The following is a 14,797-nucleotide window of genomic DNA, read 5'->3' as shown; positions in this document are numbered from 1 at the left end:
CCCATGTCCCGTGGCCTGAGCGAACTCGTCACCAGCATCGCCGGACAACTCATGGCCGCCGACGTCGACTCCGCGACGGCGATCAGTGATGCGGTGCTGGCCGACCTGGCGCATTTCATGGGCCTCGATGTGGCCTTCCTGCGGCACAACGACCATTCGATCCGCGCGACCAGGCTGATCGCACAATGGCCGGTCCGCGAGTACGTCCCGGATCCGGACCCGATCGGGGTCGTCTACTTCGCCGAGGCCGATCCGGTGTTCGCGGCGGCCGAGCATCTCAAAGAGCCGTTCGTGATGCGGCCCGAGCCCAGTACCGATGAGTACCAGCGCCGTATCGAGGAGGGCACGGCGGTGCCCCAGATCTCGATGGCCTCGGTCCCGCTGCTGAACAAGAACGTCACCACCGGAACCCTGGGATTCATCAAATACGGTGACCGAGAATGGCATTCGGCAGAGATCGACGCACTCAAGACCATCGCGACGCTGTTCGCCCAACTCCAGGCCCGGATAACCGCCGAACAGAAGTTGCGGTACCTGGCCGACCATGACGATCTCACCGGGCTGTTCAACCGCCGCTCGCTGATGGCCCGACTCGACGATCGATTGGCCGCCGGCCGGCAGGGCCCGGTGGCCGCCCTGTTCCTGGATCTCGACCGGCTCAAGGCGATCAACGACTACCTCGGTCACGTGTCCGGTGACCGGTTCCTGGAACTGTTCGCCGAACGTCTCCGCGAGACCGTGGACGGCAGCGCGATGTTGGCCCGACTCGGCGGTGACGAATTCGTCGTCGTACCACATGACCCGATGTCTCTGGACGATGCCCGGGCGCTGGCAGAGCAGTTGCTGGACAGTCTGCGCGGGCGGGTCAAGGTCGACGGTGAGACGCTGCGCAGAACGGTGAGCATCGGAGTGGCCACCGGCACCCCGGGCCGGCACGAGGCCGCCGACCTGATGCGCCATGTGGACCAGGCACTGCTCGCCGCCAAGAGCGAGGGCGGCAACCGCATCGAGGTGTTCAGTCAGGATCTGGCCCTGCGCAACGACCTTCGCAACGACATCGAACTCCATCTGCGCGGCGGTATGGAGGCCGACGCACTGGTACTGCACTATCAGCCCGAGGTGGACCTGCGCACCGGGAAAGTACTCGCCGTCGAGGCCCTGTGTCGGTGGATGCACCCCACCCGCGGCATGATGCTCCCGAGTTCCTTTGTTCCGGTGGCCGAATCATGCAACCTGGCAGCGGAATTGGGACGTATCGTATTGCGCTTGGCATGTGCACAGCTGCACAGCTGGCGATCGGTGGATCTGGCGAAGGGCATCGTCCTACGGGTCAACGTGTCCCCCGTCCAGCTCGTGGCACCCGGTTTCGCCGAAAGCGTCGCCGAGACCATCGCGGAGTTCGACATCGACATCGGCTCGGTATGCCTGGAGGTCACCGAAAGCCTTGTCGTCAAGGACATCGAGACCGCCTACGCCAATATCACCGGACTCAAGCGCATCGGCGCCAAGGTCGCCATCGACGATTTCGGCACCGGTTACAGCGCGCTGTCCCGGCTGAAGTCACTACCCGTCGACACACTCAAGATCGACCAGGCCTTCGTCCACGAACTCGGCCGCGACCCTGGCGATCTGGCGATCGTGCGAGCCATCGTGGCACTGGCCGAGGCCTTCGAGCTCGAGGTTGTCGCCGAGGGCCTGGAAACCGTCGACGCTGCCGAGACACTGCTCGATATCGGGTGCTGGCGAGCGCAGGGCTATCTGCTCTCACGACCCGTCGACGCACCGACTATGCAGCAGTTGTTGCGCCACCCGTACCTGCCGCTGCCCACCGGGGCGTGAGCCGGCCCGGCAACTGATAAAGAGCTGTGCCGCTAGGCCTTCCGCGCGGTCAGCAGCAGGGCCGGCAGGTGTACCCGGCCCTGCTCGTCGACATCGAAGTTGTGCTCGGGCAGATTGGGCACATCCGGCAATCGGACGGCGACAAACGCCTTGCGCAGGCTCTCGACGTCCCAGTGTTTGGCCACCGCATCATGAACCTCTTGCTCGGTGACCAGGTTCGGCACCGGGAACGGCGAATCCGGTGGCAGTGCATCGGTGGTGAACACCAGCATGAACAGTTGCGCTCCGGGCGCCGCGGCGGCACGGATGCCCTGCAGGTAGCCGTCCCTTGCCTCCACCGGCAGCGAATGGAACAACGTGCAATCGATCACGGTATTGAATTCGTCGGCGTACGCGAGTTCACGCACATCGCCCTCGACGAATTCGAGATCGGTCAGACCACGTTCGGCTGCACCGTCACGGGCTTCGGCGATGGCAACCCCCGACAGGTCGATTCCCACCACCCGGTAACCGGCTGCGGCCAGGGCAAAACTCACATCGCCGACCCCGCAGCCGACGTCGAGCACCGGTGCGCGCACCGCACCGGATTCGATGACGGCCACGATCTCGGGCTGGGCCACGCCGATATTCCACGGCGGCGGTCCGGCGAACACATGGTTGCGGTAGGCGGCATCCCAGTCCATCACTTCCGACATGCGCAGGACATTACCGGGTCCTATATCGCGTTATGACATAGACACAACGCCTAGACTCACCGAATAGCTAGTGGCATACACAGACGGGAGCATCAGGTATTGGCGCCGAGACTGCCGACTCGCGCCACCGACGCCCCAGACCCGCCGCGGCGGGCAGCGCGCGTCGGACCCCATCGACCAAGTTCTGGAGGATCGGGTGCCAGCTGACCTGGAGGTGATCGTCACCGGCGCCGCCACCCATCTCATCGCCGCCGATGCGGCGACGTCGGTGGCGGCCAGCACGCAGGTACTCACCGATCTCGCCGGTCATTTCGACGTCGACATCAGCTTCCTGCGCCATCATGACCATGTCGGGCGCACCAGCCGACTCATCGCCCGCTGGCCGCCCGAGACCAAGGCCGAGCCGCAGGAATTGGTACATTTCGCCGACGCCGATTCGGTGTTCAAACTGGCCGAGAATCTCAAGGCGCCGACCGTCGTCGGCCCGGGAGCCACCCAGGACCATCAACGCTCCGTTGCGCTTGCCCCGCTGTTGTCCGGCGATATCACCACGGGCGTGCTCGGCTTCACCAAGACCGGTGGCCGCAGCTGGACCGAGCCCGAACTCGAAGCCCTGATGGCGATCGCCTCACTGTTCGCGCAGGTACAGGCGCGGATCGCGGCAGAGGAGAGGTTGCGGTTCCTGGCCGAGCACGATGACCTCACCGGATTGCACAATCGCCGTGCGTTGATGGCGCATCTGGACGAGCGACTGACACCCGGCCGGACCGGTCCGGTCGGTTGTTTGTTCTTCGATCTGGACCGGCTCAAGGCCATCAACGACTATTTGGGGCACACCGCTGGCGACCGGTTCATCCGGATACTGGCCGACCGGCTGGTACAGACCGCCGGACCAAGCATGATCTGTCGGCTCGGCGGTGACGAGTTCGTGGTGATCCCCGCGGTCGCGACCGATACCGCGACCGCGACCGACCTGGCCCGCCGACTGCAGGCTGAGCTGCTGCGGCAGGTGTCGATCGACGGTGAGATGGTCACCCGGACCGTGAGCATCGGGGTCGCCACCGGGTCACCTGGCCATGACACCTCCTCGGATCTGCTGCGCAAGGCCGACCGTGCGGTGCTGACCGCCAAGAGCACCGGCGGAAATCAGGTCACGGTCTACTCGGCGGCGATCTCACTGGAGAGCGAGTTCCGCAACGAGATCGAGCTGCACCTGCAGAGCGTCATCGAGACCGACGCGCTGTTCCTGCGGTACCTGCCCGAGATCGACATGCGCACCGGCAAGATCCTCGCCACCGAGGCCCTGGTCCGCTGGCAACACCCCACCCGCGGCCTGCTGTCGCCGGACTCGTTCATCGGTGTCGCCGAATCGATCAATCTGGCAGGCGAACTGGGCCGCTGGGTGCTGCACACCGCATGCGCCGAGCTCGCCCGTTGGCGGGCGGCCGGCGCCGGGTCGGACATCGTGTTGCGGGTGAACGTCTCACCGGTGCAGTTGGTGGCCGACGGGTTCGTCGAGTCTGTGGCGGCAACCCTGGCCGAGTTCGCTCTCCCCCGCGGCTCGCTGTGCCTGGAGATCACCGAGAGCATGGTGGTGCAGGACATCGAGACGACCCGGACCACGCTGGCGGGTCTGCACGATGCCGGTGTCCAGGTCGCCATCGACGACTTCGGTACCGGTTACAGCGTGCTGTCCCTGCTCAAGTCGCTGCCCGTGGACACCCTCAAGATCGACAAGAGCTTCGTCCGTGATCTGGGCGCCAACCCCGGCGACCTGGCGATCGTCCGGGCCATCATCGCGCTGGCCGAGGCCTTCGACCTGGAACTGGTCGCCGAGGGTGTGGAGACCGAGGCCGCGGCGGTGACGCTGCTGCATCACGGCTGCCACCGGGCACAGGGCTTTCTGCTGTCCCGGCCGATACCGGGCGAGGAGATGGAGGCCCTGCTGCGCAGAGGCCGTGTGTCGGTGGACTTTTCGGTTGGCCGACCCTAGGCGGGCGGGTCCACCTCGCGCAGGACTTCCAGTCGGCCGAAGCGACCCGCACGCTGTCCGACCAGGCTGATCAGCCCGCCGGGCTCCAGTTGTTCCTCGGCGAGGACCGGGTTTCCCGGGCTGACGGCCACCCCGATACGCGCCTGCACGGCGAGCGGACCGTTCGCCGTGTCGAGCACGACACCCTCGATCCGGCCCTCCTCACCGAATACGAGGCGCTGCAGGGTGGTGTCGGCCTCGATCTCGATCTGCTGTTGGGCGGCCAATTCTTCGAGCCATTGGCTCAGCGTGCGTCCCGGTGCGGTCACCTCGGCCAACGTCGCCACCTCGACGGCCGAACCGCCGGTGGTCCGCATCGCGACCGTGGGCCAGTAGGCGACCCGGGTGAACATCACGCCATAGGGCGAGCCGAGGCAGCGCGCCGCCCAATCCCACAGTCGGGATCCCACGAAGGTGTCGACCTGGGCGCGGCGCCCGGTGTCGACCGGGGCGGGGATGTAGACGTTGCGTTTTGCCAGTTCGGGGGCCTCGATGGTCGGCAGTTCGTCGATCAGCGCATCGAGGTACGCGGCGGTCTCGGGATCGTCGAGCCTGGGCAGCCAGCCATGCGCGCCGCTGTCCGCCGGAACCTGGCCGCCCTTCGGCGGTGTCGCGACGAACACCTCCAGGTCGTTGGCAGCGGCGGCCACGGCGCAGGCCAGGCCCGCGGGCCCGGCTCCCACGGCCACCACGTCGACCATCTCGTCCCACATGTGTCGTTATAAACCTTGCAGTAGCTGTAATCCACGCCACATCCGATACGCGGCGAACCTTGGCAACTCTATCTCATGTGTCCTGATCGGCGGTTTGGTCACTAACTCGCACCCGACTCAGGTTCTGGCAAAGATGAGCCGTGATTCGCATCGGGGTTCGATGAAGTTTGCCAGTGCTGATCATGGCAATGCGATCACGATAACACTCACGACCTTGTTCGATCCGATTCCGAACTCGGGTACCCGCACTTCGACGCCCTCCACACACCTGTTTCCACCAGTCACCCTAAGTCCGTCGGTCACCGACAAAACTGAACACGAGGGTTTCCTAATTGACGATTGACTGCTACTTATATAGCTAAGTTAGATAGCCGGACTGGGAAGGGCAGACCCATGGACCTGAGTTGGTCGGAGGCCGATACCGCCTTCCGCGATGAAGTCCGTCAGTTCATGACGGACCGGATGACCCTCGAGATCCAGCGCGCCGGGCGGCTGATGACCAGCGTCTACAGCGATCACGAGGCCAGCCTGGCGTGGCAGGCGATCCTGCACGAGCGTGGCTGGGCGGCGCCGGCCTGGCCGGTCGAGTACGGCGGCTGCGACTGGAGCCTGACTCAGCACTACATCTTCAGCCGCGAGTCACAGCTGGCCGGCGCTCCGTCGCTGTCCCCGATGGGCATCCGCATGGTGGCGCACGCGATCGTGAAATTCGGCACACCGGAGCAGAAGGACTACTTTTTGCCCCGCATCCTCACCGCCGAGGTGTTCTTCTGCCAGGGCTACTCCGAGCCCGAGGCCGGATCCGACCTGGCCGCACTGACCATGGTCGCGGTCGAAGACGGTGATGACCTGATCTGCACCGGCAGCAAGATCTGGACCACCCACGCCACCGAGGCCAATTGGATGTTCGCCCTGGTCCGAACCTCCCGCACCGGGAAGAAACAACAGGGCATCACCTTCATCCTGGTCGATATGGCCACCCCCGGCATCGAGATCCGCCCGCTGGTGATGACCTCCGGCGAGGAGGTCCAGAGCCAGGTGTTCTTCGACGAGGTCCGGGTGCCCAAGGCCAACATCATCGGCACGATCGACGACGGCTGGACCGTGGCGAAGTATCTGCTCGAGTTCGAGCGGGGTGGCGGTGCCACCGCTCCCGCCCTGCAGGTGATGGCCGAGGACATCGCCCGCGTCGCCGCAGGGCAACCGGCTCCCGGTGGCGGTCCGCTCATCGATGATCCGGCCTTCGCCCGCAAATTGGCCGACGCCCGGATCCGCACCGAGGTCCTCGAGATCCTGGAGTACCGGGTGCTGGCCGCCCTGGCCGGTGGCGGTCACCCCGGAGCCGCTTCATCGATGCTCAAGGTCATCTCCACCGAATTGAGCCAGACACTGACCGAACTGGCGATGGAAGCGGCCGGCCCGCGCGGTCGCGCGTACCAGCCGCACGCCACCTGCCCGGGCGGCCCGATCGCCGATTTCGAGCCGCCCACCGACGGTTACGTCACCGGCGAGCCCTGGCAGGCGGTCGCCGCACTGCGTTACTTCAACGACCGGGCCGGATCGATATATGCCGGCAGCAACGAGATTCAGCGAAACATCCTCGCCAAAGCAGAGTTGGGACTGTAGATGGACTTCACACTGACCGACGAGCAGGAGCTGCTGCGCGACGGACTCACCAAGTTCCTGTCCACTCGGTACGCGCTCGAATCCAGCCGTGCCGCAGCCAAACTCGGGCCCGGCTGGCAACCCGAGATCTGGCGATCCTTCGCCGACGAGCTCGGCATCCTGGGGGCGGCACTACCCGAGGAGGTGGGTGGGATCGGTGGCGGTCCGGTGGAGGTGATGGTCATCGCCGAGGCACTGGGACATGCGCTGGTCGTCGAGCCCTACGTCGACACCGTGGTGGTCGCGGGCGGTCTGTTGCAGCGCGCCGGCGGCAAGGTCGCCGACGCCCTACTGGAGCAAATCGCGGCGGGTGAGGCCATCGTGGCACTGGCTGCCACCGAGGCGGCCTCCGGGGACCACTGGCAGGACGTGGCCGCCACCGCCCGGCGCGACGGCGACAACTGGTTGATCGACGGCACGAAGATCCTGGTGCTGAACGCGCCGCTGGCCACCCATCTGCTGGTGACGGCAACTACCGATTCCGGCCTGTCGCTGTTCCTGGTCGACGTTGCCGACGCACCCGCCGGGTTGACCGTGCACGGTTACCGCACTGTCGATGACCGTCGCGCCGCCGATATCGAGTTCGCCGCGGTCCCGGCGGTACTGCTCGGAACCGACGGTCAAGCCTGGGAGTCGCTGGAGCGGGCTCGTGACGAAGGGGCCGCCGCGGTGTCCGCCGAGACCGTGGGCAACATGCGAAAGGTATTGGCCGACACCGTCGAATACTGCAAGCAGCGCCAGCAGTTCGGCACCCCGATCGGGAGTTTCCAGGCGCTGCAGCACCGGATGGTCGACATGCACATCGAGCTCGAACAGTCGGTGGCCGCCGTCTACCTCGCGATCCTGAATCTCGACGCCGAACCGACCCAGCGCGCCCGTGCGGTATCGGCGGCCAAGGCCACCATCGGCCGCGCCGCCCGGTACATCGGCCAGAACGCGGTTCAACTGCACGGCGGTATGGGTATGACCGAGGAACTGGCCATCGGTCACTACTTCAAGCGGCTCACCGCCGTGCAGTACGAATTCGGTTCCACCGACCACCACATCACGCGCTACGCCGAGCTCACCCGGCCCTGACGGCTACTCCGGTGCGGGCTTGTACTCCCAGCTCGCACCGGCGGTCAGCGTGCCCGGTTCCAGTTCGGTACGCCCGGCGTCTCGGATGTGCACCGTCTGGGCCAGGATCTCGTCGGGCTTGCCGCCGATCACGATGACCGGATGCTCGTGCTCGATGCCGTAAAGCCGCACAGCGGCATGCACGGCATGGGCGGCCGCCTTGCCACGCGACATGTTGGCATTCGAGTTGACCCTGATCACCAGCCGCTTCTCGGGTTCCATCCGACCAGTGTAAGAAGCGCCGGCACGCCACTCCCTTTGCTGCAACCGCCGCACCCGGGCGGTACCCTCGTCAGATGGACGCCTCGGCACTCACCATGGCCGCCTACCTGCTGGTGGGCGTGCTGTCTGGGGCCTGGTTCTGGCGGACCATCCGCGCGACCGGGCACCACGGGAACCTTGTGCTGATGTCGGTGAGCACGGTGTTCGGCGGGCTGTGGCCGATCATGATGCCCGGGGTGACGCTCTACCGGTGGATGTTGCAGCGCCCCAGCGAGTTCCACGAGGATGCCAAGACATCGGTCCGCAGTTAGGACGCCCCGGCCGCGGTGGTACGCATCTCCGGGATGCCGATGAACTTGACCCGGGGGCGGTCGGCCGCGGTGCCGCGTTCCCGCTCGGCGGCATCGATCGCGCGCCAGCCCGCCCAGTCGACGGGCGTCACATCGGCATCGGCGAGCAGGGCGCGTAACGAGTCCGGCCCGGCGACCGTACGATCCAGCGTTCCGTCGCTGTAATCGCACCACAATGCGTCGACGGTCTCCTCGGCACAGGTCCGGTTCGTCCCGATGACCCCACGCGGCCCGCGTTTGATCCAACCCGTCACGTAGCTACCGGCCGCGCCGTCGACGCGGCCACCATCATTGGGCACCACACCGGTTTCGTCGTCGAACGGCAGGCCAGGCACCGGCACACCCCGGTACCCGATCGAACGCAGCACCAGACCGGTCGGCAGCACCTCCTCGGCCATACTTTGGACGCGCAGCCCGCTCACCCGCTGTTCACCGATGATCTCCACCGGAGATGTCATGAATCGGAACACGATTCGCTTGTTACCGGGCGTCGTGGGCCGCGCAGCGTACTCACGGGCGATATCGAGCTTGAGCGTCGCCCACAGATCGCTGTCGTCAACCGGCGTGTCCAGCGGACCGTCGATGATCACGTCGACACCGTCGAGGTGCCCCAGAGCCAGGAACTCCCCCACTGAGAACGCCGCATCGGCCACACCGCGCCGGCCGAGGATCACCACCTCGTCGATCGTGCTGTGCCGCAGGGCCTCGAGCGCGTGTTCGGCGATATCGGTGCGACCCAACGCAGACTCGTCGAGCAGCATCATCCGGGCGGCGTCCAGGGCGACATTGCCGTTGCCGACGATGACGGCGCGCTCGGAGTCGAGTGCGAATTCCCGCCCGGCATGGTCGGGGTGGCCGTTGTACCAACCCACAAAATCGGCGGCGGGGTGGCTGCCCGGCAGCTCCTCCCCCGCGATCCCGAGTGCCCGGCTGCTGGCCGCCCCGACGGCGTAGATCACCGCGTGATGGTGAGCAAGCAGGTCCTCGTGGGTCAGGTCCCGGCCGATCTCGACACCGAGGTGACAACCGAACCGCGGGTCGGTGAAGACGCGGTCGAAGATGCCGACGACCGACTTGGTGTGCTGATGATCCGGCGCCACACCGGCCCGGATGAGGCCGAACGGCGTGGGCAGCCGCTCGAAGAGGTTGACCCGCACACCGTCGATGGCCATGAGCTCGGCTGCGGCATAACAGGCCGCGGGCCCGGCGCCGACGATGGCGACGGTGAGATCACCGGCGGTGGCCGATCGCGACGGCCGCCGGCCGGCCGTATCCGGTTCCAGCGGGTGCCGCTCGAAATACGCGGCGTTGATCTCCCGGAACCGCTCCTGCCCGACCGGCAGGTCTTCCTCGTAGTGGATCGCGTCGACGGGGCATTCGTCGAAACAGGCGCCGCAGTCGATGCAGGATTCCGGGTCGATGTAGAGCATGTCCGCCGCGGAGGCATCCACCGGCCGGATGCAGTCGACCGGGCACACGGGCACACAGCTGGCGTCCTTGCAGCAGTTCTGCGTGATGACGTAGGCCATGACTCCCCCTTAGCTGGACACTTGTCTGATTATCGTAGGCGATAACGGGCCGTGAATCATCTCGCTGGGTTTGGATCGGCAGATAACCCCTCGTCATGGCTATGTATTGCCAAGCGGACACAACCGCTATACCTTGGACACATGTCCAGCCCAGCGGTGGCTGATGTCACCTATTTGCAGGATCAGGCCTCCCGGCGCAGGCAGACGCACCAGCAGGTCTTCGGAGCGGCCGCGGCAGCCCTGCACGCCCGTGCCGAGTTGTCGCTCGCCGAGCTGGCCACCCGCGCCCGGATGGCGCCCGCGATGGTGTCCGCGCATTTCCCGACGGTCGATGCGGTGTTCGCCGAGCTGTATCTGACCCGGCTGAACGAGCTGCCGCTGGCCATCGACCCGGCCACCGGAATGCGGGCCCGGGTCAGCGAACAACTGCGCGCCATCGCCCTGATGCATGCCGACGAGCCCCTGCTGGCCGCCGCCTGCGCCCAGGCATTACTCGGTGAGAACGATGACGCCGTTGCCGGAATACGCGGACGGGTGGCTGCCGAGGTACATCGCCGCACCGCCGCCGCACTCGGCATGGGCGCCTGGCCGGAGGTCCTCGACACCGTGGAGACGCTGTTCTGGGGTGCGCTGCTGCAGGTGCGGGCGGGCATGATGAGTCACCACGCGATGGCCGACCGGTTGGACACCATGTTGGAGCTGGTGCTGCCCGACTTCGACTGAGCCCGGCGTAAGGTCGGCGGCGATGACCGACGACCTGATCCACGACCTGGTGGCCGCGGCCGCATCGGTGGCACCGGAGCGTTCCGCGATCATCGATGTCGACGGTTCGTCGATCACGTTCGCCCAGTTCGATTCTCAGATCCGCCGGTTGGCGGGCTGGGTGACCGCACACAGCCGCCCCGGCGACCGCATCGCGGTGATCGCCGACAACAGCGCCGACTACGCCCGGCTGTACTATGCGGTTCCGCGCAGCGGTCGCATTCTCACCCTCATCAATCAGCGGCTCGCCGCCGACGAACAACGGGCGCAGCTCGACGTGGTCCGCCCGCCCTGGTCCTTGGCGACGCCCGCTACCTCACCGACCTGCCGGGGCCAACGCTGTCATTCGACGAGCTTGACCCACAACGCAATCCGGATGCCACCCCCGACATCACGGTATCGGCCGACACCGCGGCCTGGCTGTTGTTCACCAGCGGCTCGACCGGCGCCGCCAAGGGGGTGCTGCACACACATCGGTCGATCATGACGGCGGTGCGCGGCACCGTGGCCGGCCGCGCGGTCCGCCCCGGCGGGGTCTACCTGCTGCCGTTCCCGATGTGCCACATCGCCGGTTACAACATGCTGGTGCATCACATGTGTGCCTCGACGGTGCTCCCGGTCGCCACCTTCCGACCCGCGACATTCGTCTCTGCGGTCAACACCCACGGTGTCACGTCGTGTTCGTTGGCGCCGACCATGCTGCACAGCCTGTTGGCCCACCTCGAACAGACCGATGACACGGTGCCCACCCTGCGCGATATCAGTTACGGATCGGCGGCCATCCCGGCCGATCTGTTGCACCGCGCCGTCGACCGGCTCGGCGTCGGCTTCCATCAGGGCTACGGGATGACCGAAACCGGCGGCAACATCACCTTTCTGGGGCCCGATGAACATCACAGCGGCGATCCGGAGATCCTGCGCAGTGCCGGCACACCGCACGCCGAGGTGCAGCTGCGCATCGGCGAGAACGGCGAGATCATGGTGCGCGGTGCACAGGTCGCGGCACGCTACTGGCCCGATACCCCGGTCACCGTCGACGGCTGGCTGCCCACCGGTGACGTCGGTGCGATCGATGATGCCGGCCGACTGGTGGTCACCGATCGGCTCAAGGATGTCATCATCACCGGTGGCGAGAATGTGTCCTCGCGTGAGGTGGAGGACATGCTGTCGGTGCATCCCGCCGTCGAGCAGGTCGCGGTGGTCGGTGTGCCCGATGCCTATTGGGGAGAAGCGATCTGCGCGGTTGTGGTGGCCCGGACGCCAGTACCTGCCGAAGAGTTGATCGCCCACGTCCGGGACCGGCTGGCCGGCTTCAAGCGGCCCCGGCACGTGCTGTTCGTCTCCGAACTGCCGACGACGAGCAACGGCAAGGTCGCGAAATCAGCCGTGCGGCAGTACGCCCGGGCGACCGTGTGATCAATTCCGATTGAGGCCGGCCCGTTCCACACTGAGCAGACTCTCGGTGTGATGTTCGGCTTCGTAGGCGGCGCCGCCGCCGTTGAGCCCGAACAGTCGCTTGCTCCACAGCAGCCACACCACGGCCACGATGTTGATGAGGACCGCGAGCAGCCGCAGCGCGGTCATCCTCTCGGTCAGCTCGTAGATCTCCAGTGGCAGAAAGGCGCTCGTCGCGATCACCGCGAAGTACTCACCCCAGCGTTTCATCGACCACAGCCCGACGGCCTCGATCAGCTCGATGACGGCATACGCGATGAGACCGATGGCGATCCACAGCAGGGTGGTCTCGGACAATCCGAGGGCCGCATCGATGTGCTGCACGACCTTCGAATCGTCGAGGTTCCAGCCGATCTGATCACTCAGCGGCCTGATCAACGGCAACTCGGCCTCGAACTTTGCCTGCAATTCGGCATGGGCGCCGCGCAGTTCCAGCACCGCCGCGGCCACCAGCATGATGATCAGGCCCCGGATCACCCTTTCCACGGCGAGCAACCGCATCAGCGTGCGGTCCCGGAGCAGCCGTCCGCGTGGCACCTCCGGTGCCGTATCGGCAGGCCCACTGCCGGCCGGCGGGCCGACGACAAACGTCTCGCAGCGCAGACAGCGCCATGCCTCGCCGACCGGGGTATCGACCCGCAGTCGCTCGGCCAGCGCGGTCTCATCCGGAGCGAAGGTCGCATGCCCGTGCAGACCGCAGGACCGCAGTGCGAAATCCAGCTTCGGCAGGCGACTCCGGCGCGTTCTCATACGGGGAGCGTACGAGAACACGCCGGAGACCGGCCTACAGCACGCCGCGGCCGAAGTCGGCGAGCAGCTGCGGCACCGAGCTGTCGAAACCCGACACATCGAGCTGGCCGGTGTCGGCCGGATCGGCGATCGAATTCCCGGTGGCCGTCATCGCGACGACCACCAGCCGGGCCGGGATACCCATCTTCTCCCGGTAGGCCCGCAGCGCCTGGTGCGGATGCATGCTCCCATAACAGGTCTCGTTGTCGGTGTAGATGTGGAAGGTGTCCACCTCAACCCGACGCTTGAGTGCCCATTGCATCGGTGCCGCACAATCGGTGCGGCCCATCGGCAGACCGGCGGTGTAGCGGCACACGTCGTCGAGCCGACGTCGCGGGCTGATATCCAGCTCGGACAGCGCCGTCTGCGGCCAGCCCCGTCGCCCCGCGGTGAATCCGACCACCCGGTGGCGCGCCTCGGTCGCCGCCGACACCATCGCCAGCGCCGCCGAAGCCTCCCGGCACGACAGCGGCAGTCCGGACACCCGGCTCTCCATCGAGCCCGAGATGTCCAGGGCCAGCAGTGTCCGCTTGCCCGACGGCTCGATCGCACCGTAGGCCGCGTAGAACGCGGCATCCAGTGCGTCGCAGATCACTGCGGCCGGCGTCCACTCACCGGACCCACGAACCGATCGACCTGCCGCATAGGTACGCAACGCGACCAGCACATTGACCGGATGCACCCGGGCCCGCTTGAGCCGTAACGGATCCAGCAGCTGCGCCGCGATCATCGCACCGGTGACACCGGCGGCCAGACCCAGCCGGGTCAGCCGCGGCAGCTGGCGCATCAGCGCTGTCTGCGGAATCCCGTTGTGTAGCAGCGCCTCCCACACCTGCGCGTGGCCCAGCGCGACGTCGGGCAACATCTCCCACGTCAAGCCGGGGTGCCGCGCCAGCAGATCGATCCACACCGTGACCCGATCGGTGGCCTGCGCCGCCTCGAAGGCATCGACCAGATCCGGCACGGCATCAGCGCGCCGTCCACACACGTGGTCGAACAGCGCCCGACGCACCGGGTCGGTGGTCGAAGGATGCGACAGCCGCAGCAGGTCGCGGTGCGACCAGCCCTCGCGCTGCCGGTACTTCAGCAGCTGGTAGGCCAGCTTGTCGGTCGGCATGGCGGTGTACCAATTGCCCACCGCCCGAACCAGAGTGGGACCCCAGCCCCGGAACTGCTCGACATACCGGGCGAACAGGAACAGCTGGGATCCGGTGCGGGCGACCTGCGGCAGCGCCGCCAGCGCAGCCCGGCGTCCATCAACATCCGGAGCGGCGGCGGCGACTGCGAGGGCAAACAGCGCCGGATTCTGCCGCGGAACGCGACTGGCGGTCGACACCTCGACGATACGGCGAACCAGCCCCACCGGATCGGTCGCCGCGAGTCGAAGGACGACCGCGGCATTCTCGGCGGTCAGATCTGCGGCACGGGTGTAGTAGGTACCACCATCGGCACCCAGGGTGAGGAAGCGGTGTACACGCGCCCAGTCGTCGACGGCGAAGGTGTAACCACCTGCGGCGTTGCGGATCTGGCGCGAGTCGGCGCGGACCGCCTGCGCGGTGGCCCGCGTGCTCACCGCGGTGAGCGGGTCCATGATGAGTTCTCCTTGGGATGGGTGTCGGCAGGCTGCGGG

General features: G+C 66.7%; 14 protein-coding genes. 8 read left to right on the top strand and 6 right to left on the bottom strand.

Translation table 11 applies throughout. The features are described from left to right. Positions 1 to 3 precede the first annotated feature (3 nt). On the top strand, positions 4 to 1,839 hold the full coding sequence (locus ACLBYA_RS12080) for a putative bifunctional diguanylate cyclase/phosphodiesterase (RefSeq protein WP_447709635.1): 1,836 nt from the start codon (positions 4 to 6) through the stop codon (positions 1,837 to 1,839). Between the two features lie 32 nt (positions 1,840 to 1,871). On the opposite strand, the gene ACLBYA_RS12075 is transcribed toward ACLBYA_RS12080, so the two are convergent. Then, positions 1,872 to 2,540 (bottom strand): class I SAM-dependent methyltransferase, encoded by a 669-nt coding sequence (locus tag ACLBYA_RS12075; RefSeq protein ID WP_447709663.1) that lies wholly within the window; start codon positions 2,538 to 2,540, stop codon positions 1,872 to 1,874. A 190-nt stretch (positions 2,541 to 2,730) separates the two neighbouring features. Here ACLBYA_RS12075 and ACLBYA_RS12070 point away from each other — a divergent pair, with 190 nt between their 5' ends. Continuing rightward, on the top strand, positions 2,731 to 4,527 hold the full coding sequence (locus ACLBYA_RS12070; protein ID WP_447709634.1) for a putative bifunctional diguanylate cyclase/phosphodiesterase: 1,797 nt from the start codon (positions 2,731 to 2,733) through the stop codon (positions 4,525 to 4,527). On the opposite strand, the gene ACLBYA_RS12065 is transcribed toward ACLBYA_RS12070, so the two are convergent. Further along, a complete protein-coding gene (locus ACLBYA_RS12065) occupies positions 4,524 to 5,279 on the bottom strand; it encodes an FAD-binding protein (RefSeq protein ID WP_447709633.1) in 756 nt (251 codons plus the stop codon). The genes ACLBYA_RS12070 and ACLBYA_RS12065 overlap by 4 nt on opposite strands. Before the next feature lie 393 nt (positions 5,280 to 5,672). Here ACLBYA_RS12065 and ACLBYA_RS12060 point away from each other — a divergent pair, with 393 nt between their 5' ends. Together ACLBYA_RS12060 and ACLBYA_RS12055 are read left to right on the top strand one after the other, a co-directional pair. Next, positions 5,673 to 6,905 (top strand): acyl-CoA dehydrogenase family protein, encoded by a 1,233-nt coding sequence (locus ACLBYA_RS12060; protein WP_447709632.1) that lies wholly within the window; start codon positions 5,673 to 5,675, stop codon positions 6,903 to 6,905. After that, positions 6,906 to 8,021 carry an acyl-CoA dehydrogenase family protein gene (locus ACLBYA_RS12055; protein ID WP_447709631.1) on the top strand — a complete coding sequence of 372 codons (1,116 nt, stop codon included), beginning with the start codon at positions 6,906 to 6,908 and terminating at the stop codon, positions 8,019 to 8,021. It abuts the gene before it with no gap. A 3-nt stretch (positions 8,022 to 8,024) separates the two neighbouring features. Here the strand turns inward: ACLBYA_RS12055 and ACLBYA_RS12050 are convergent, their stop codons facing one another. Continuing rightward, positions 8,025 to 8,282, bottom strand: a complete 258-nt coding sequence (locus tag ACLBYA_RS12050; protein ID WP_447709630.1) for a hypothetical protein — start codon at positions 8,280 to 8,282, stop codon at positions 8,025 to 8,027. Between the two features lie 74 nt (positions 8,283 to 8,356). Between ACLBYA_RS12050 and ACLBYA_RS12045 the strand changes: the two genes are divergently transcribed. Beyond that, entirely contained in the window at positions 8,357 to 8,593 is a 237-nt protein-coding gene (locus ACLBYA_RS12045) for a hypothetical protein (RefSeq protein ID WP_447709629.1), read from the top strand. Here ACLBYA_RS12045 and ACLBYA_RS12040 read toward each other — a convergent pair. Further along, positions 8,590 to 10,161, bottom strand: a complete 1,572-nt coding sequence (locus ACLBYA_RS12040; protein ID WP_447709628.1) for an FAD-dependent oxidoreductase — start codon at positions 10,159 to 10,161, stop codon at positions 8,590 to 8,592. The two genes, ACLBYA_RS12045 and ACLBYA_RS12040, sit on opposite strands and share 4 nt — an antisense overlap. 141 nt (positions 10,162 to 10,302) lie before the next feature. Between ACLBYA_RS12040 and ACLBYA_RS12035 the strand changes: the two genes are divergently transcribed. Genes ACLBYA_RS12035 through ACLBYA_RS12025 form a run of 3 tightly spaced genes read left to right on the top strand, consistent with a single transcriptional unit; the run spans position 10,303 to position 12,339 of the window. Next, positions 10,303 to 10,884 (top strand): TetR family transcriptional regulator, encoded by a 582-nt coding sequence (locus ACLBYA_RS12035; protein ID WP_447709627.1) that lies wholly within the window; start codon positions 10,303 to 10,305, stop codon positions 10,882 to 10,884. Positions 10,885 to 10,906: 22 nt separating this feature from the next. After that, complete coding sequence (locus ACLBYA_RS12030; protein ID WP_447709626.1) at positions 10,907 to 11,410, top strand: AMP-binding protein; 504 nt, start codon at positions 10,907 to 10,909, stop codon at positions 11,408 to 11,410. After that, positions 11,347 to 12,339, top strand: a complete 993-nt coding sequence (locus ACLBYA_RS12025) for an AMP-binding protein (RefSeq protein WP_447709625.1) — start codon at positions 11,347 to 11,349, stop codon at positions 12,337 to 12,339. Before ACLBYA_RS12030 ends, ACLBYA_RS12025 begins: the two co-directional genes overlap by 64 nt. Here ACLBYA_RS12025 and ACLBYA_RS12020 read toward each other — a convergent pair whose 3' ends face one another. Continuing rightward, entirely contained in the window at positions 12,340 to 13,128 is a 789-nt protein-coding gene (locus ACLBYA_RS12020) for a DUF2127 domain-containing protein (protein ID WP_447709624.1), read from the bottom strand. It lies immediately after the preceding gene. Positions 13,129 to 13,162: 34 nt separating this feature from the next. Next, positions 13,163 to 14,758 (bottom strand): TROVE domain-containing protein, encoded by a 1,596-nt coding sequence (locus tag ACLBYA_RS12015; protein ID WP_447709623.1) that lies wholly within the window; start codon positions 14,756 to 14,758, stop codon positions 13,163 to 13,165. Between the last annotated feature and the right edge of the window lie 39 nt (positions 14,759 to 14,797).

This window comes from Mycobacterium sp. C31M (genome assembly GCF_053345865.1).
This window is presented reverse-complemented; position numbering and strand designations above follow the sequence as displayed.